This window comes from Micromonospora ferruginea (genome assembly GCF_013694245.2).
Classification (GTDB): Bacteria; Actinomycetota; Actinomycetes; order Mycobacteriales; family Micromonosporaceae; genus Micromonospora; species Micromonospora robiginosa.
Map to the genome: position 1 here is coordinate 5,549,808 of NZ_CP059322.2, position 17,549 is coordinate 5,567,356.

The window sequence follows — 17,549 nt, forward strand, 5'->3', positions numbered from 1 at the left end:
CCCCGCCTATACCGAAAGCGTTAAGAAGGGGCCCCGCCTTACAGTGAGGCGCGGGCGGAGAACGCGATGCTGGCGAGCAGGAAGCCGCCGTTCACCACCGTGAACGCCACCATCACCCAGAACGCCAGCGCCGGCGCGAACACCAGCACCAGCCCGGCCACGAAGATCACCGCGCCGTAGTCGCGGACCAGCTTCACCAGGCGCACCGGCAGGGACGTCGAGGTGACCATGCTGGCCGCGTTCGGGCCGGCCTGCATCACCGACGTCACCAGGTTGACCATCCAGGTGCCGGCGAACACCGCCACCAACCAGACCGGCGTCGACGGGCGCTGCGCCACGGCGGTGGCGGACAGAGCGGCCACCAGCGCGATCTGGGCGGCCACGTCGCAGAGCACGTCGACCCGGGCGCCGGCCGCGCTGCCCTGACCGGTCACCCGGGCGAGCTGCCCGTCGGCGCAGTCCAGCGCGTACGCGACCTGCCAGCCGACCAGCGCGACCAGCCCGACCACCCAGGCCGGGACTGTGCCGGCGGCCACCTCGTCGGCGAACGCGACCACGGTCGCCGAGGCGGCCAGCCCCAGCACCAGGTTGGCCACGGTCAGCGCGGTCGGGCGCAGCCCCAGCCGCTGAGCGGCAAGCGCGAACGCCGCCCCGATCCACTGGCTGATCGACTCGCTGAACAGGCCGCCGCCCCGGTTGACCCGGTGGAAGTCGGCGACGGTGGGACGGGGCTCAGCCAAGGTGGTCGCGGAGGGCACCGGCGTAGTCTGCCAGCCGCTCCCGGGTCTCGGAAGCGGACATCGCCAGGTGTTCGAGGATGGTGTAGCGGTCCGGCCGGGTGGCCGGCGCGAACTGCACCGCCTCGACGAACTGGTGGTCGGTCAGCTCCACCTCGGCCGGCAGCCGGGGCAACCCGTGCCGGGCCAGGCAGGCGGACATCTCGGCGAACCGGCGCTCGTCGCCGCGCAGGAACGTGCAGAACAGCGCGCCGAGCCCGGCCAGCTCGCCGTGCGAGGCGGTGCCCGGGAACAGCGCGTCGACCGCGTGCATGATCTCGTGGCAGCCGCCGCTGCACGGACGGCTGGTGCCCTCGATGGCCATCGCCAGGCCGCTGGAGATCAGCGCGTCGGCCAGCACCGTGACGAACGCGTCGTCGGTCATGTCGCCCGGATGGTTGAGCACCGCCTCCGCGCCGGCCCGCGACAACGCTGCGGCCAGCCCGTCCACCGGCTCGCCGCGCACCACGCGGGCCAGCTCCCAGTCGGCCAGCGCGCTGATGTTGCTGACCACGTCACCGATGCCGGCCCGGTTGTGCCGCTCCGGCCCGGCCTCCACGAAGTCCAGGTCGACGATCACCGCGATCGGGATGTGCACCCCGTAGGAACCCTTCAGGCCCTCGGTGATGAGGCTGGCCACCGGGGAGGCGATGCCGTCGTTTGCGAGCGCGGTCGCCACCGTCACCATCGGCAGGCCGCGCCGGGTGGCCGCGTACTTCGCCACGTCGATGGTCTTGCCGCCACCGATGCCGACCACCGCGTCGTACGACCGGGCGCGCAGCTTGCCACCCAGCTCGTCGGCGGCGTCCAGGGTGCCCCCGGCCACGGTGAACACGTCCGCCGACCGCAGCGACGGCCGGATCAGCTCGGCGATCTTCTCGCCCTGCCCCGGCCCGACCACCACGGCCACGTCCCCGCCGGCCGAGATCCGGCCGTCGGAGAGGATCGCCGCCAGGTCGGCCACCGCGCCCCGCCGCACGTCGATGTGCAGCGGGGTGAGGACGCTACGGGCTAGTAGCGGCACGCGATCTCCCGCGCCCGGGCCAGGTCGTCGTGGTTGTCGACCTCGACCCAGGACACGTCGCCGATCGGCGCCGCCCGCACCTCGCCACCGCGGTCGGCGAACTCCTGGTAGCCGTCCTCGTAGTAGAGGTTCGGGTCCCGCCGCCAGGTCGCCTCCAGCGCGTCCGCGAGCGCGTCGGCCACCTGCGGCTCGATCAGCGTCGCGCCGATGTACTCGCCGTACGCCTCGCCCGGGTCCATCAGCTTGGTGATCCGGGTGAGCTGGCCGGCGGCGTCGAAGGTGGTCTTCATCTCCTCCTCGGCCAGCGGCTTGAGCGTGTCGACGGCCAGCAGGATGCCCGGGCCGCGCTCGGCCAGCAGCGTCTTCTCGACGCTCACCGGGTGCACGGTGTCGCCGTTGACCAGCAGCACGCCCCGGGAGAAGTGCTCCCGGGCCAGCCAGAGCGAGTACGCGTTGTTCCACTCCTCGGCCTTGTCGTTGTCGACCAGGGTGATGGTGACGCCGTACTTCTCCGCCAGCTCGGCCTGCCGCCGCCGGACCGCGTCGGCGGCGTAGCCGACCACGATCACCACCTCGGTCAGCCCCACCTCGGCGAGGTTGCGCAGCGCGATGTCGAGGATGGTGGTCTCCCCGTCGACCGGCACCAGGGCCTTGGGCAGGGTGTCCGTGTACGGCCGCAGCCGGCGCCCCGCACCCGCGGCGAGCACCATCCCGATCATGCCGACACGCTCCTCTTCTCGACCGATTCCACGAGGCGAGGATATCGTCGGCGGCCCGGCGGCCGTGGTGCAGCCCGTGATCGCCCTAGAGCCCGATCGACCGCAGCGCCGCGAAACCGTCCGCCACGATCCGCCTGAGCAGACCGTCGTTGACGTCCCGGTGCTCGTCCAGCACGGCGATGTCCCGCTCGGCCAGCCAGCGGAACTCGGTGTGCTCGGTGGGTTCCAGCCGGGGCCGGCTCAGGTCGCCGTCCACCCGGACCAGGAAGTCGGTCTCCATCCGCTCCACCCCGTCGTCGCCGGTGTAGCGGTATTCGCCGACCAGGCCGAGCACGTGCGACACGGCCCAGCCGGTCTCCTCGGTGACCTCCCGGCGCAGCGCGTCGTCGATCTCCTCACCCGGCTCGACGTGACCGCCGGCGATGTCCCAACAGTTGGGGAAGAGACGACGCTCGGCGGAGCGGCGCTGGACGAAGATGCGGCCGTCGTCGTCGACGATCAGCGCGCCGGCGCAGCGGAGGGGCTCGGTGGACACCCTCCGACAGTAGCGAGCCGCGCCGTTTCCGGCGATGCCCGTTCTTGTCCCGGTACGCATCGATGGCCCACCATGTCCGTACCCAGTCGCCGTCCCACAGGAGTGATGTGTGATGCAGGTTCGGGAAGCGATGTCCAGTGAGGTTTTCGTGGTCGGCCCGGAGCACACGCTCCGCCAGGCGGCCCGGATGATGTCGGCCCGCGGTGTCGGGTCGGCGGTCGTGATCGACCCGGATTCCGAAGGGGTCGGGATCATGACCGAACGCGACGTGCTGAAGGCCATCGGCGCCGGGCTCGACCCGGACGTCGAGCGCACCGGTGCCCACCTGACCTGGGACGTCGTCTACGCCGGCCCGGACTGGACGGTGGAGGAGGCGGCCGCGGCGATGGCCCGGGGCGGGTTCCGCCACCTGGTGGTGCTCGACGGCCGGGAGGTGGCCGGGGTGATCTCGGTACGTGACCTGATGCGGGTCTGGGCGCGGGAGCACGCCCCGACCCGGGCCTGAGACGGGCGATGGCCCGGCCGATACCGGCCGGGCCATCGTCGTGCGGTTTCTCGGTGGTGCCGTCCCGGTCAGGGGCCGACGAAGACCGCGGTGCCGCGCCAGTCCACGTCGTCGACGCCGGGGCCGCTGCGCACCGTGGCGGAGCCGGTCGGCGCGCCGTCCGACCAGTCCATCGTGGACAGGTTGCCGGTGCTCCGGGAGACGACGTAGAGCTTGTCACCGTCCAGGAACAGGCCGGCCGCGTCGGCGAACGCGGTCGTCCCGGTGATCGTGGTCCGCTCCGCGCCGACCGTGCCGGTGTCCGGCGTGAACTGCCGCGAGAACAGCGTGCTCTGGCCGGCCAGCGCGTAGTAGACGCGGCCGCTCTTGTAGAACATCGCGGTCACGTTGGGCAGCTCGGCGGCGAAGTTGGTGGTCATGCCCGCGTAGGTCGAGCCCTCCGGCGCGGAGCCGGTGACCACCGTGTCCCACTTCTCGTCGTGGTAGGGGTCGAGCTTCTTCGGGCTGCCGAAGTCGGCACCGTCGAACGAGCGCTTGTAGAGGTCGCCGCCGACGCCGTAGAACAGGTCACCGCCGACCCAGAACGCACCCTTGACGGTCGACCAGCGGGTGTCGTCCGGGTTGGGCACCGACATCGCGTTGCCGACGGTCGTCGCGCCGTCGTACGACCGCTTGGTGATGCTGTCGACCGTGGTGGCCGGCGGCACCGGCGGCAGCTTGACGATCTCGATGCCCTGCACCAGCGGGTTCTCCAGGACCCGACCGAAGTCGACGTCGACGTTGCCGTCGCTGGTCACCGCGAAGGCCCGCATGGTGCCCTTGTTGGTGGCGCCGATCGAGGCGATCGGGTCGAAGCTGCTCAGCTTCTGCACGCCGTCGATGCTGACGTTGAACTTGCGCTTGCCGGCGGTGGCGGTGCCGGCCCAGCGGTTGGCCAGGTAGAGCCGCACCTGCACCGGCGTGCCGGCCGGGACCGGGAAGTCCCACTGCATGTCCGGGGCGGGCGCCTCGTCCCACCGCTCGCTGCTGAAGAGCTGGACCGGCGTGCCGGCCGGCACGGTGCCGTCGACCGTCGCGTCGGTGGTGTACGTCGTCACCGTGTTGCCGGCGTTGTGTAGGGCGCTCGGCGCGGTCAGGCTGTCGCCCGCCCAGGCCGGGCCGCTCGGCGCGGCGAGCTGGTCGCCACCGGCGTTGACCCGGTAGAGCACGTCCGAGGCGTCCGGCGTCGGCGCGGTCTTGACGATCTCGATGCCCTGGATCAGCGGGTTCTCCAGGACCCGGCCGAAGTCGATGTCGACCACGCCGTCGCTGACCACGGAGAAGGACTGCATGGTGCCGCGGTCGGTGCCGCCGGCGGCGGCCACCGGGTCGAAGTCGTTCAGCTTGAGCACGCCGTCGATGCTGACGTCGAGCTTGCGCTTGCCGACGGTGGCGGTGCCGGAGTAGCGGTTGGCCAGGTAGAGCCGGACGTTCACCCGGGTGCCGGCCGCGACCGGGATGTCCCACTGCATGTCGGGCGCGGTCGCCTGGTCCCACCGCTCGGTGTTGAACAGGGTGGCCGGGGTGCTGGTCGGCACCGTGGCGTCGAACGTCGCGTTGGTCGGGTAGGCCTTCGCGCTGTTGCCGCCGTTGTGGTACGGGCTGGGCGCGGCGTCGGTGTCGGCGGCCCAGTCCGGCCCGCCGTCGGTCGCCGGGATGGCCGGGCCACCCGCGTTGACCCGGTAGAGGACCTCGGTCTGCGCCGCGCGGCCGGCCTGGTAGACGTCGCCGGGCAGGCCCTTGGTGCTGGTCGAGTGCGGGGTGCTGCCGCCGTCCAGCGGGAAGAAGGCGATCTTCTTCCGCTGGTATTCGAAGTTGCCGATGTAGTCCTGGTCGCTGCCCAGCCAGAGACCCTGCGGGGTGACCAGCATCTCGGTGACGCCGTAGCCGCGCGGGTGGCGGCCCGGGTTCCAGGCCAGCGGCAGGCCGCTGGCCGGGTCGAGGGCGGCGATGCTGGCCCGCGGCACCGCGCCCGGTCCGGCCTTGTCGCGGGCGAGCGGGTTGTTGGACCAGCGGAAGTGGCCGCCGACGTAGATGGCCTTCTCGCTGATGCCGACGGAGAGGAACGTGTCGCCGCCGCTGAAGTTGGTCCAGGTCGGCTTCTGGCCGGCGCCGGTGGCGTCGGTCTCCCAGCGGGCCGCCGAGTCGCAGAGCGTGCCCGGGTAGGACGCACCGGTGGTGACCACCACGAAGTACTTGCCGTCGGGGGAGAACTGGGCGTCGCGCACCCACGAGTCGAAGGCGCTGTACTTGCAGGCGCCCGAGTAGCCGTCGGTGTTCCAGTCGGCGACGGTGGCCGAGCCGGTGCCCAGGGTGATCCGCACGATCTGGTCGTGCACCGCGCCGTCGGCCTTCTTGAAGTTGCCGATCACCACGAGGTGCTTGCCGTCCGGCGAGACGGTCAGCTTCTCGACGCCGACGCCGGCCGAGGCGCCACCGTTGGTCGACGTCCAGTTGTGGTGCTCGGTCAGCGCCACGGTCAGGTAGTCGTCGACCGCGCCGGTGGTCGGGTTCAGCGAGGCGAGCCCGTTGCGGTTGGTGGTCGCGGTGACCGTGCTGAAGATGCCGCCGGCCAGCAGGTGGCCGTCGATCAGCGCGATGTCGTTGACCGTGCCGTTGAACGCCGGGCCCTTGAAGCCGTCGACCGGGGTGCCGTCGGCGACGTTCAGCAGCGCGAGCTTGCGGAAGTTCTTGTCGCCGACCTTGTTGAAGGTGCCGGCGACGTAGACCGTGCCCGCGGTCGGGCCGGCGATGATCGCGGTGACGTCACCGTCGAGCACCGGCGCGAACGCCTCGTCGATCTTGCCGGTCGCCTTGTCGAAGGCGAGCAGGCCCCGGCGGTCGACCGGGGTGGGCGAGGAGCCGCGGTTCTGCGCGTTGGTGAACGAGCCACCCACGATCACCTTGCTGCCGGCGTCGTGGATGGCCACGACGTTGCCGTCGTTGATGTTCGGCGTCTTGTCCGAGGGCACCTCGCCGACCAGCGTGCTGTGGTCGGGCGCGACCGTGGCCGCCGGCGCGGCCAGTGCCGGCACGGGGGTGAACAGGGTGGCGATGCCGAGCACGGCAGCGCCGAAGGCGGACACCGAGCGGTGTCTCAGGATCGAGGAAGGCACAGGCTGCTCCGGGGGGAACGTCGGAGGCGCTGCGATCGTGGCCGGTGTCGACGCGAGGTGTGGCGTCGCACGGCCGACCGCAGACGTGAGAGCAATACCTTCTCGCATTCGCCTGTCGCCCGTCCACCCGGGACCGGCCTTTTTGACACAACAAGCGGCCCGAGTCGAACGAAAAGACGAGTGAAGATCACTCTGTGCGTGCGGGGGATGGCACAGCGGAGGCGCTGAGATCCGGCATCGGCGGATTGAAGTACGGATCGGTGGCCAACTCGCGGAACACCGCCGCGCTCTCCGGGTCGTTGCCGAACGTGCTGTCGTACAGCGGCTTCTCGGTCTGCTTGGCCGCGAAGTAGATCACGGCCTTGATCTGCGGGTGCTTCTTCAGGTACGGGCCGACCTCGCGCATCCACTCGGCCCGCTGGCCCGGCCGGCCGTCCTGGGTCAGCCCGAACTCGCCGATCACCACCGGCCGCGGGTGCTTCTTGGCGAACGCCATGAAGTGGTCCATCCGGTTGCTGAAGCTGTTCCACTCCGGGCTCGGATAGACGTCGGTGCAGAGCCAGTCGACCTGGTCGTCACCGGGGTAGTAGTCGGCGGCCCGGCGTTCCGGCTCGGCGAACCCGTCCGCGTGCGGACACCACGTCCAGGCCGCGTTCGTGACGCCGACCTCGGTGAAGATGGCGCGCACGTGCTTCCAGGCGGCGACGTAGTCCTCCGGGGAGTGCATGCTGGCGGCCAGGTTCGGCCGGTCCATCTCCCACCGGTAGCGCAGCAGCACCGGCACGCCGAACGCCTTGACGTCCTGCGCCCGCTGCCGGATCAGGTTGTCGTAGACGCCGCTGACCGTCGACCTGGTGTCGGTGCCCTGCCAGGAGATCATCTGAAGCTTGCCCTGCGCCTGGAACGCCCGCTCGGTGCCGCCCGGGAACGGCTCGTTCCACTCGTGGAACATATGCGCGATGGCGAGCTGACCGCCGGCCGCCCGGTTGAAGTCGTCCCAGGCCGCCGCCCGGCCGGTGGCGTTGTGGAACTGCGGCTTCACCCAGGCGCCCACCCAGGCGCCCTTCTCCGGCAGCTCCGGCCCGCGCCCGGTGGTCTGCACCACGCCCGTGCGGGGCGTCACCGTGGGCGGCGGCGGCACCGCCGACGCCGTCTCCCCGGCCCGGTCACCCGACCCGGAGTCGCACGCCGCGACCGCCGGTGCCAGGAGGGCCAACGCGAACACGGCCGCCATCGTCCGTCGTAACCGTCGTACCACCGCAACCTCTCCCCAGGATGGTCGCCGGCCCACGGTCATTCTGCTGGCGGGCCCCGCGTCAGCGGGACGGCACGCCGGGCCGGGCGGGCGACCCCTGGCACTCTACCCGTGCCAGCGTCCTCACGGGTGGTAGCCGAGTTCCGTCAACAGCGGGCCCGCCTGGGCGAGCACGTCGGCCAGATCCTCTTCGGTCAGTCGCTTCCGCCAACGCCCCACCGAGCCGGGCCGGGCCTGCGCGAACCGGGCGTGCAGCGCCTGCCGGCCGGCCGGGTCACCGACCTCCAGGAAGTCGCCGACCACCTCGGCCGCCTCGGCCGGCCGGGTGACCACGTCCTCGTAACGCAGGTGCCGGACCCGGTCCGCCGGCAGCGCGGCGAGCTGAGCCAACGCGCTGCTGGTGAAGCGCCGCCACATCCAGGCGGACCGCCCCAGGTCGGAGACGCGGGTGAACTCCTCGCGCCGCTCCGGCTCCACCCAGAACCGCGGCGCGGCGCCCCACGGCGTACCGCCGCGACCGCTGCGCCCGGTGCCGGTGGAAGCGGCGTTCAGCCAGGGCTGCTCGGCGTGCGACACCGCCACGTCCCGGCCGTCCCGGTAGACGTGCAGGAAGACCGCGTCCGGGAAGACCTCGGCCAGGAACGGCACGATGAAGCAGTTCTCCGGGTCCTTCTCGGCGAACCGCAGCCCACCGTGGCCGGCGGCGGCGAGCAGCGCGCCGTAGTAGCCGCGGAAGTAACGCGCGGCGCGCTGAGGGGTCCAGCTTCCCTCGTAGACGCAGCGGGCGACCGCCTTGGTCAGCCGCGGTTCGTAGTGGTAGGACACGTCCGGCAGCGCGCCCACGCAGCTACCCAGGAACGTGGTGCCGGAGCGCGGGGCGCCGAGGATGAAGATGGGCCGCTCCACCTTCAGGGTGAGCTTCCGCTTGCCGGCCTCCACCGGCCGCTCCAGGTCCCGGCGTTCCTTGCGGTCCGCCAGCAGGCCGACTGCGGCGAGCTTCGCGGCCTTCACCGTGGACAGCCCGGCGTGCGGGGCGAGGGGGGAGTCGCTGGTCATCGAAGATCCCATCGGTGAGCAGGAACGGTCAGGACCGGGTCGCCGGGTCCGCCCCGGCGCGCTTACCGCCCCGGCGCAGCGACCGGAGCGCGTCGAGGTGCAGCGTGCGCCGCCAGCGCCACGCGCCCGCCAGGTACGCCCCCGTGCCGGCCACCGCCACCAGCGCGAGCACCGGAAGCGACACGCCGAGCAGGGAGGCCGCCCCGAGCGGCAGGCCCAGCGCGACGACGGCCAGCGCCATCGCGGCCCGGGTGCCGGCGCCGAACGGGTGCAGCCGCATCGACCACCAGAGCTGGGTCAGCGGCACCAGGTTGGTGACCAGGATGGAAAGGGTCCAGGCCAGGGCGGCGCCGAGGATGCCGTAGCGCGGGATGAGCAGCAGGTTGGCGACCACGTTGAGCACCGTGCCGCCCATCGCGTTGTAGAACGTCCACGCGGTGCGGCCGGCCATGTTGAGCACCATGTCGACCATGCCGCACCCGGTCGCCACCAACATGGTCAGCGCGAGCAGCACGACCACCCGGCGGCCGCCGCCGTAGCCGGCGCCGAAGAGCGACAGCATGGGCGCGGCGAACGCCGCGAAGACCAGGTAGGCCGGCCAGGACAGCAGCACCAGCCAGCCGGTCGCGGCCTGGTAGAGCTGCCGGGCGTCGGCCCGGTCGTCCCGGGCGAACGCGGCGGCGAGCCGATGCTGCACCGAGCTGGAGAGCGCGACGCTGGAGAGCTGACCCAGCGCCAGGAACCGGGTCGCCGCCGTGTAGATCGCCGCGTCCGCCGGCCCGCGCAGCGCGCTGAGCAGCACGATGTCCATGCGCTGCACCACGATCGCGGCCACGCTGCTGATCGCGCGGGGGCCGGTGAACCGCCAGAACGGCCCGACCATCTCGCCGGCCGGGACCGGCCGCGCCACCTGCCGGCCGGCCCGGCCGACCAGCCGACCCAGCCAGATCAACGCGGCCACGGCGGCGAGCAGGTAGGGCACCACCCAGGCCAGCGGCAACGCGACGGTGGCGGAGAGCCCGAGCCAGGCGGCCACCGACACGGCCAGGAACTGCACCAGCGTGCGGCCGAGCCGCTCCACGGTGAGCAGCGGACGCATCTGACCGAAGCCGCGGCAGGCGGCCAGCGCGTAGTCGTTGAGCGCGGCCAGCGGCACGAACGCCAGCAGGACGCGCAGCGCGGTCACCGCACCCGGACCGGCCTCCGGCATGGTCACCCGGGCCAGCGCCGGGGCGGCCAGCCAGCCGGCCACGCCCAGCAGCGTGCCGACCACCAGCACCGGCAGCAGGCCGGCGAGGATCGTGCCGCGGATCTGGTCCCGCCGGTCCAGCGTGCGCTGCCGGCTGACGAAGTAGACCGTGCCCACGTCGGTGCCGAGCCGGGCCGCCGACGCGGCGATCATGAAGGCGCTGGTGGCGGCGAAGAACATGCCGGCCTCGCGGACCGACCAGCCCCGGGCGATGACGATGTTGAGGCCGAAGCCGGCCACCGCGGCCAGACCCACCCCGACCAGGTTGGCGAAGCCCTGGCGGGCCGCGCCACCCAGGCCCGCACCCGCACCCGCACCCGCACCCGGCCCGACCGCCGGGAGGACGACCGTGGCGTCGGCGTCCGCCCGGGTCACCGCCGCCACGACGGCACGCGTCCCCACCACGTGGCCAGCCGCTCGTCGTACGGGGCGAAGTGGTCCTCCAGCCGGGCCCGCAGCTCGGCCGACATCGGCGAGCGGGAGCGCGAGTTGTGCTTGCCGAACGCGATGTCCGCCCAGCGGGGCAGCTCCAGGAAGTCGCAGACCGCGTCGAAGGACGGCCGCGGGTCGGCGAAGAAGTCGTCGCTGTCGATGACGTGCAGCCGGTCCCGGCCGACCAGCGCCTCCAGCCGTTCCACCTGCTCGATGTAGCGGCCCCGGGCCAGGTACGAGTTGTGCTGGAAGTGCTCGCTGGCGTACGTCGGGTCGGCGGTCATCCGCTCCCGCTCGCCGGCGGTCCGCTGCTCCTCCAGCGCCAGCGCCCGCTCGAAGTCCGCCTCGGTCTCGTAGCCGCGCGCCAGCTCGTGGGAGTGCGCCGAGTAGGCCCGCTCCACCGGGTCACGCAGCAGCACCAGCAGCTTCACCGACGGCAGGTCCGTGGCGATCCGCTGCCCGGCCAGCGGGTGGAACATGTAGTAGGGGCTCGACTCGCCGGTGATCCCGCGCACGCCGAGCTGCGCCTTCACCGCGTCCGCCTTGCCGTTGGTGGGGAAGTGCCCGAGATACCAGCTCATCCCCCGGTGGTAGTCCACGTCGAAGTAGTGCACGCCCTTGTGGTAGGCGGGCGGCAGCACCCCGGGGTGCTGCGAGAGCGTCTTGAACAGCGAGGTGGTGCCGCAGCGCTGCGCCCCCACGATCAGGAATCCCGGCACCATCCGCGAGCCCGCGGTCAACCGACCGACCGTCCGACTCACCGACTTCACCGCGCGGAGCGCCTGCTCCCTGGCCACCGTCACGTCCCCACTCCTCACTCTCACCCGGCCCGGCGGGCCAGGTGCTCCTCGACGGCGGGCAGCAGCCAGGTGTCGACGTGCCCCAGCCGCGCACCCGCCTCGGCCTGCCGGTCCCGCAGATAACGTGCCGCCAGCTCCACCAGGTAGAGCACGGCGACGAGGTCGGCGCCCCCACCGACCTGCTCGAACGGCGCGAGCGTCCGGTCGGCGCCGGCGATCAGCGCCCGGGCGGCCTCGATCGGCTCCACCCCGTCGTGGCTCATCGCGCCCTGCACCGCGAGGTGCAGCGCGTCGTAGCCGGCCGGCACGTCGGCCTCGAACCGTTCCCAGTCCCACACCAGCACCCGGCCGTCGGCCAGCACCGCGCTGTTGCCGCCGTTCCAGTCGCCGTGCCAGGCGCCGAACGCCACCACCGGGTCGGCGTCCGCGACCGCCGCGAGCACCGCGCGCAGCCGCCCGGCCTCCGGCCGGTCACCGAGCGCGTCCACCGCGTCGGCGAGCCTGGCCGCGTGCGTACTGCCCGCCCACGACCCCCGGTGTACGCCGAGACAGCCGGCGACCGCCACCATGGCGGCCCGCTCGGCGTCCGCTGCCACGGCCGGGGTGGCCCGGGGCAGTCGCACCGGCAGCGCCTCCTGCACCAGCAGCGCGTGCCCGTGCCAGTCGCCGTGGTGCCGGACCCCGGCCAGGACGACCGGGCCGAGCGGCACGCCGGCGAGGCGGCGCAGCGCGGCGGCCTCGGCGTCGACCAGGGCCCGGGTCAGCGGGTCGACGCCGAGCTTGGCGTAGCCCAGCGCGCGGCCGTCCGGCGCGAGCAGTTGCAGCACCGGCTTGCGGTTGGCCCGCGCCGGCCCGATGTGCAGGCTGACCAGCGCCGGTTCGCCCAGCACCTCGGTCAGGTAGGCGTCCAGCCCGCCGCCGTCGACCACCAACCGGTCGCGGAACACCACCGGCCCCAGCCCGAGCCGGAACGCGGTGGCCAGCCCCTGCCGGACCAGCTTGGCCTTGCGGCCGACCGCTTCGGTGGAGTGCCGGACGGCCCCGGCGGCGGCCCGGCCCGAGCCGGTGGGCACCAGCAGCCGGGGGCGGGCGGCCGAGGGCACCACCACCCAGCCGGGGCCGCCCCGGCGCAGTACGGGCTCGGCCGGTTCGGGCCAGATCAGGCCGGCCAGCTCACCGAGGTAGGCGGAGCGGCCGTCGCCGTCCGGGGGTAGGCGGAGCACCATCAACGGTCACCGGCTGCTTCCAGTCGGGCCCGTAGCCCGGCGATCGTGCCCTTGGGGGGCACCGGCGCGAGCGCCCGGCGCAGCCGGTCGTTGCGGGCCAGCAGAGCGACCGAGATCAGGGCGTAGGCAAGGGTGGCTTCCAGTGCGCCGTAGGTGAACTGGAAGAAGAGCATCAGGATGATGACGAGCGTGCCGGCGATCCCGATCGCGCTGTGGTCGCGCCGGTAGCGCCAGAGGCAGTAGAGGAAGAAGCCGTTGTAGGCCAGCGCGCCGACCCAGCCCTGGCCGACGAGCAGCGCCCAGACCTGGCCGTTGCTGCCCAGCTCCCGGTTGCCGCACTGCTTGCAGTCGTCGGACTTGCCGATGGCGATGGACCGGTTGCTGCCGATCAGTGCCCGGTTGCCGCCGTAGCCGAGGATCGGCGAGTGGTTGGCCGCCGCGACCGCGCCCTCGGACAGCGTGGTGCGGATGTCGTCGCTGTGCCCGTTCTGCAGTCGTTCGTCGAACGTCCGGCCGAGCGGGGTGGCGACGATCAGCACGCCGATCAGCCCGACCGCCAGGGCGAGCCCGCCGAGCACCACCATCCGGCCCCGCAACGCGAGCCGGATCGCCACGTAGAGCGCGGCGATGCCGAGACCGATCCAGAGCCCACGGTTGAGCGAGTAGATGATCGGGAAGATCGCGGCCAGCGCGATGGCCACGCCCGCGGTGCGGCGCAGCGGCTTGCCCAGCACCACCCAGCCGACGATCAGCCAGACCAGCAGGATCGCGGTGTTCTCGCCCCACGAGTTCGTGTACGTGAACGGCGCGGACGGTCGCGGTGAGCTGGCCTCCCCCTCGATCACCTGCTGGACCTGGGCGAACTTGACGTCCATCAGCGAGGCGACGAAGGGGTGGGTGGCGATGGAGTGCGGCAGGACGAAGCGCAGCGGCGCGACGAACCCGGCGGTGGGGAACAGCGAGCCGAGCCAACCGCCGACGACCACCACCACGCCCATGAACCCGAACAGCCGGATCATCCGGCGCCGGGACAGTTCCCGCTCGCTGAGGTTGTAGACGTAGAGCATGGTCACGGTCATGGCGACGAAGTTGGCCAGCCGGATGCCCCAGCCGAGATAGCGGCCGCCGCCACCGCCGGGCGGCAGCGTGTTCGGGGCGGTGAGCCCGAGCGTCGCCGCGGACAGGAACAGCCAGAGCAGCAGGATCAGCCAGATGCCGAAGCCGGGCGGCACCCGGACCGGGCCGCGCCGGGCCATCTGCACCACCATCGGCACCGCGAAGATGATGAAGACGAAGCTGGACACGCCGAGCGCCCACCACACCGGCCAGAGCAGGAAGAGCGAGATCAGCGGCCACGCGGTCGGCAGCCGCCAGGACCAGCCCTTCGGCCGCGCCCGGACCGGCGCGAGCCGGTTGCCGCCGGACGCCGCCACCACCGCGCCCACCGGGACCGACCCGCGCGCCGGGCGGGGTGGGGTGACGGTGCTCATTTCACGGTGACCTTGGCGGTGGTCGGCGCGTAGATCACCCACGCGTTGCCGGGCTGCGGGTGCAGGAGGTCGCCCCCGGTGTCGGCGAGCGTGCAGACCATGCCCAGGCCGGGCTTGCGCCAGCGGCCCTTCGCGCTGGTCGGGCCGGACACCGCGACCACCGCGCCCTCGCCGAAGACGTTCGCCGACGGCAGCGAGCGGAACGACGGCTTACGGACCTCGAGCGTGCGGTATTCCATGGTCAGCACGATCACCGAGGCGGCGGTCACCGTCGCGGTGCCGACCTTGCCCACCCAGCGCGCCTTCGGCTGGTCGTATCGCCAGACCATCGGCGGGCCGCCGGACACCGTGATCGTCAACTCGGTGGCGGGGGCCAGGTCCCGGGCGGCCAGCGCGTCGCCGTCGGTGGCGTGGTCGAGCGCCGGCGTGGGCGGCTGGCCCCCCTTCGGGGCGGCCTTCAGCAGCGCGGCCGTCGAGGTGTAGTCGCCGCTGAAGACCTTGCTGTCGTCGTCCGGGGTGACACCGTCGAGGTCGGAGCTCTCGAACTGGGTGAGGAAGCCGGTCGGGCCGCCGTCGTATCCGACGAACGGGCGCAGCACCGAGACCGAGCGGATGTCGACCGGCCGGATCTCGGTGACCGGCCCGATCTTGCTGGCGTCCCGGGAGTGGAACACGGCGGTCAGGTGCAGCGTGTCCGACTCGGCGAACTCGGCGTAGACCAGGTCGGCGGCGTCCAGCCCGGCCGGGGTGGTGGCGGGGCTCACCCGCATCGGCACCGCGACCGCCTGGCGGGTGGCCGCCGCCGGGGTGCCGACCGGGGCCCCGGTCAGCGGGCCGGCGGGCAGGCTCGAGGTCGGGCTGGCCGACGGTGGCGTCGCGGCGAGGCTGCCCGGGTCGGCCACGTCGACGCTGCCCGGCGCGGGCTGCGGCTCGCTGCACCCCGTGCCGACGCCGAGGACGACGGCCGGTGCGAGGGCGGCGCGGAGCATCTGCCGGCGGTTCACCCCAGGTCCTCGCCGGAGTCGATGGCGTAGCTGCGGCCGTCGCCGCCGTCGCTGCTGCCGCCGCCGCCGCGCGAACGGTAGGTGCCGCCGGCGCCGTTGACCGGCATCGGCTTGCCCGGACCGGCCGGCGGCTTCACCGGCGCGGCGCCCTTGCCCGGGGCCGCCGGCTTCGCCGGCCCGGCGGTCGGGCCGGAACGGGACGACTGCATGCGGGGCAGCACCATGGTGGACTCGGCGGACGGGCCGGGACTCGGCCGCGGCTTGGGCCGGTTGGCGGCCGGCGGCGCCGGAGCGGTCGAGCCGGACGGCGCGGCCGGGCGGGTGGCCCCGCCGGTCGGCGCGGGCAGGCGCGGGGCCAGCACCGCACCGATGACCGGCGCGTTGACCTGCTCGAACTGCTGGAGGGCGGCGGTGATCTCGCCGCTGCGGGTCTTGCCGGACTCGGCCACCACGATCACCGCGTCCACGTAGCGGCCCAGCGCCTGCGCCTCGACGGCGTGGGTCGGCTGGCCGGTCTCGATCAGCACGTGGTCGAAGCGCGCGGTCAGCTCCTGCAGGATCTCCAGCAGGCCGGCGACCGGCAGTTCGACCTCCGCGTCCAGCTCACCCGGGACGAGCACCCGGAGCTGGCCGAGCCCGGGCACCGGGGCCAGCGCCTTGAGCGCCGGCACGTCGCGACGGAGGACCGAGGCGAGACTGTGCCGACCCTCGGCGACCCCGGTGATGCTGCTCAGCGTCGAGTCGGGCTTGGTGGTGACCAGCGCGACCTGCGCGCCGGTGCGGGCGTACGCGGCGGCCAGGTTGGCGGCGACGAACCCGGCGGCGGTGCCGGCCGAGCCGTCGCAGAGCAGGAGCTGGCGACCGCGGCCCGCCTGGGTCGACTCGGGGACGGCGGAGAGCAGCACGTTGCGCAGCCGGCCCAGCTCGCGCGAGATCCGGTGGGTGGCGGGCAGGACGGAGAGCGACGGCGGGCGGGTCGCCAGCTCCAGCAGCAGCGGCAGGCCGACCCGGTCGGAGATGTCGCGCCCGCGCCGGATCCGGGTGTCGAGCCGGTCCAGCACCAGCGCCAGCACGATGCCGAGCAGCAGGCCCGCGCCCATCCCGCTGGCCAGGTTGAGCGTGCGGTTCGGCGAGCTGGGCCGCTCGGGCAGCCGGGCGTCGGAGATGATCTCGCCGGGGTCGGAGTCGGCGGAGACCAGCGGGCTGAGCCGGTTGTTCAGCCCGCTGAGCTGGTTGGTCAGCACGCTGCGGTCGGCCTCGGCGCGCTCCCGCTCGGGGGAGTTGGCCGGGGCCGCCGAGATCCGCCCGGCGACGGCGCTGAGCTCCTTCTTCACCGCGGCGATCTGCTGATTGAGCGCGTTGGTCTCGTTCTCCAGCGCCTTCTGCGCGGTGGCCTTGCGCAGGTCGAGGTAGGCCTGCGCGAAGGCGTGCGAACCCGCCTGCGCCTCGGCGGGCGTGTCCGCCTCGTAGGCGACCTGGAGGATCTGGCTGTTCGGCGGCACGTTGACGGTCACGGACTTGACCAGCTCGTCACCGCCGGTGGTGACCTTCATCAGGCCCTTGGCCCGCTCCGCCACCACGAGCGACCGGACCACCTGCGCCTCGGTGTCGAGGTTGACCTTGGCGTTCGGGTTGCTCTCCGCGCCGGAGCCGAGCGGACGGACCAGCAGCGACGTGGTCGAGGTGTAGCGCGCGTCCTGGATCTGCGTGATCGCCAGGCCGCCGGCCAGGCCGAGGACCGCGGCGAGCAGCAGGATCCACCAGCGGCGGCGCAACCAGCCCAGGTAGGCCATCAGGGCAAGACCGTCGGCGTCGTTCTCGGCCAAATGGGGTGAGGGCATGAGTGTCTGTCGCTCCCTTTCGACCGAGCCGGGCAGTCCCACGGCACAGCTGGAACTGACCGTGACTTCGAGTGTCCCCGATCCGAACGTTGAGGGAAAGTCTGCTCACGTTCCGGTAAGCCTGCCCAGGTGTGGGCAGCCCGCATAGAGATGGCCGACCGGTGCTGGCCATTCGGCGGGTTCCCGGCAGCGGGCCCGACCTGCCCCCGGGAGCCGACGTCGCCGCCGGCTCGCGTGCGGAGCGGTGACGGAATCCTGACACACCCGCCCGAGGTGCGGGTGTCCCGGCCCACCGCTGCGGGGTCACCAGGGCTGACCTGCCGGCTCGCACCGGCGGCCGGATCCCGGCGGCGGGAATCCCGAGGTGACCCGTCCGGCGGGCCGGGATCCGTCCAACGGCCCCTTCAGTTGTCCAGGGGCGCGCCAGTAGGTTGTCAGGGCGCGTCCGAGGGGCATTCACGTAAATCCGGACGCGGTCACAC

At 72.9% G+C, this 17,549-nt stretch carries 14 protein-coding genes; 1 reads left to right on the forward strand and 13 read right to left on the reverse strand.

Annotated elements, in window-relative coordinates:
- Positions 1-38 precede the first annotated feature (38 nt).
- The 4 genes from H1D33_RS24685 to H1D33_RS24700 form a co-directional block, all read right to left on the reverse strand.
- Positions 39-758: a CDP-alcohol phosphatidyltransferase family protein gene (locus H1D33_RS24685; RefSeq protein WP_181570893.1), complete on the reverse strand. Its 720-nt coding sequence runs from the start codon at positions 756-758 to the stop codon at positions 39-41.
- Positions 733-1,800 (reverse strand): iron-containing alcohol dehydrogenase family protein, encoded by a 1,068-nt coding sequence (locus H1D33_RS24690; protein ID WP_181570892.1) that lies wholly within the window; start codon positions 1,798-1,800, stop codon positions 733-735. The genes H1D33_RS24685 and H1D33_RS24690 overlap by 26 nt, the downstream gene beginning before the upstream one ends.
- Positions 1,788-2,519, reverse strand: coding sequence for a phosphocholine cytidylyltransferase family protein (locus H1D33_RS24695; protein WP_181570891.1), 732 nt, complete (start codon positions 2,517-2,519; stop codon positions 1,788-1,790). The genes H1D33_RS24690 and H1D33_RS24695 overlap by 13 nt, the downstream gene beginning before the upstream one ends.
- Before the next feature lie 85 nt (positions 2,520-2,604).
- Complete coding sequence (locus tag H1D33_RS24700) at positions 2,605-3,054, reverse strand: NUDIX domain-containing protein (RefSeq protein WP_246411895.1); 450 nt, start codon at positions 3,052-3,054, stop codon at positions 2,605-2,607.
- 112 nt (positions 3,055-3,166) lie between these two features.
- Here H1D33_RS24700 and H1D33_RS24705 point away from each other — a divergent pair, with 112 nt between their 5' ends.
- The gene (locus tag H1D33_RS24705; protein ID WP_181570889.1) at positions 3,167-3,559 is read left to right on the forward strand and encodes a CBS domain-containing protein; all 393 of its coding nucleotides are present in this window, start codon (positions 3,167-3,169) and stop codon (positions 3,557-3,559) included.
- A 68-nt stretch (positions 3,560-3,627) separates the two neighbouring features.
- Here the strand turns inward: H1D33_RS24705 and H1D33_RS24710 are convergent, their stop codons facing one another.
- The 9 genes from H1D33_RS24710 to H1D33_RS24750 form a co-directional block, all read right to left on the reverse strand.
- On the reverse strand, positions 3,628-6,684 hold the full coding sequence (locus H1D33_RS24710; RefSeq protein WP_246411893.1) for a malectin domain-containing carbohydrate-binding protein: 3,057 nt from the start codon (positions 6,682-6,684) through the stop codon (positions 3,628-3,630).
- Between the two features lie 217 nt (positions 6,685-6,901).
- Positions 6,902-7,948, reverse strand: coding sequence for a glycoside hydrolase family 26 protein (locus H1D33_RS24715; protein WP_181570887.1), 1,047 nt, complete (start codon positions 7,946-7,948; stop codon positions 6,902-6,904).
- A gap of 144 nt (positions 7,949-8,092) precedes the next feature.
- Positions 8,093-9,025, reverse strand: a complete 933-nt coding sequence (locus H1D33_RS24720) for a sulfotransferase family protein (RefSeq protein WP_181570886.1) — start codon at positions 9,023-9,025, stop codon at positions 8,093-8,095.
- A gap of 28 nt (positions 9,026-9,053) precedes the next feature.
- Positions 9,054-10,679 (reverse strand): oligosaccharide flippase family protein, encoded by a 1,626-nt coding sequence (locus H1D33_RS24725; RefSeq protein ID WP_181570885.1) that lies wholly within the window; start codon positions 10,677-10,679, stop codon positions 9,054-9,056.
- The gene (locus H1D33_RS24730; protein WP_181570884.1) at positions 10,646-11,509 is read right to left on the reverse strand and encodes a sulfotransferase domain-containing protein; all 864 of its coding nucleotides are present in this window, start codon (positions 11,507-11,509) and stop codon (positions 10,646-10,648) included. The genes H1D33_RS24725 and H1D33_RS24730 overlap by 34 nt, the downstream gene beginning before the upstream one ends.
- Before the next feature lie 17 nt (positions 11,510-11,526).
- A complete protein-coding gene (locus H1D33_RS24735; protein WP_181570883.1) occupies positions 11,527-12,732 on the reverse strand; it encodes a hypothetical protein in 1,206 nt (401 codons plus the stop codon).
- The gene (locus H1D33_RS24740; RefSeq protein ID WP_181570882.1) at positions 12,732-14,222 is read right to left on the reverse strand and encodes an O-antigen ligase family protein; all 1,491 of its coding nucleotides are present in this window, start codon (positions 14,220-14,222) and stop codon (positions 12,732-12,734) included. The genes H1D33_RS24735 and H1D33_RS24740 overlap by 1 nt, the downstream gene beginning before the upstream one ends.
- A complete protein-coding gene (locus H1D33_RS24745; RefSeq protein ID WP_181570881.1) occupies positions 14,219-15,226 on the reverse strand; it encodes a DUF3048 domain-containing protein in 1,008 nt (335 codons plus the stop codon). The genes H1D33_RS24740 and H1D33_RS24745 overlap by 4 nt, the downstream gene beginning before the upstream one ends.
- Positions 15,223-17,067, reverse strand: coding sequence for a Wzz/FepE/Etk N-terminal domain-containing protein (locus H1D33_RS24750; protein WP_181570880.1), 1,845 nt, complete (start codon positions 17,065-17,067; stop codon positions 15,223-15,225). Before H1D33_RS24750 ends, H1D33_RS24745 begins: the two co-directional genes overlap by 4 nt.
- Positions 17,068-17,549 lie beyond the last annotated feature (482 nt).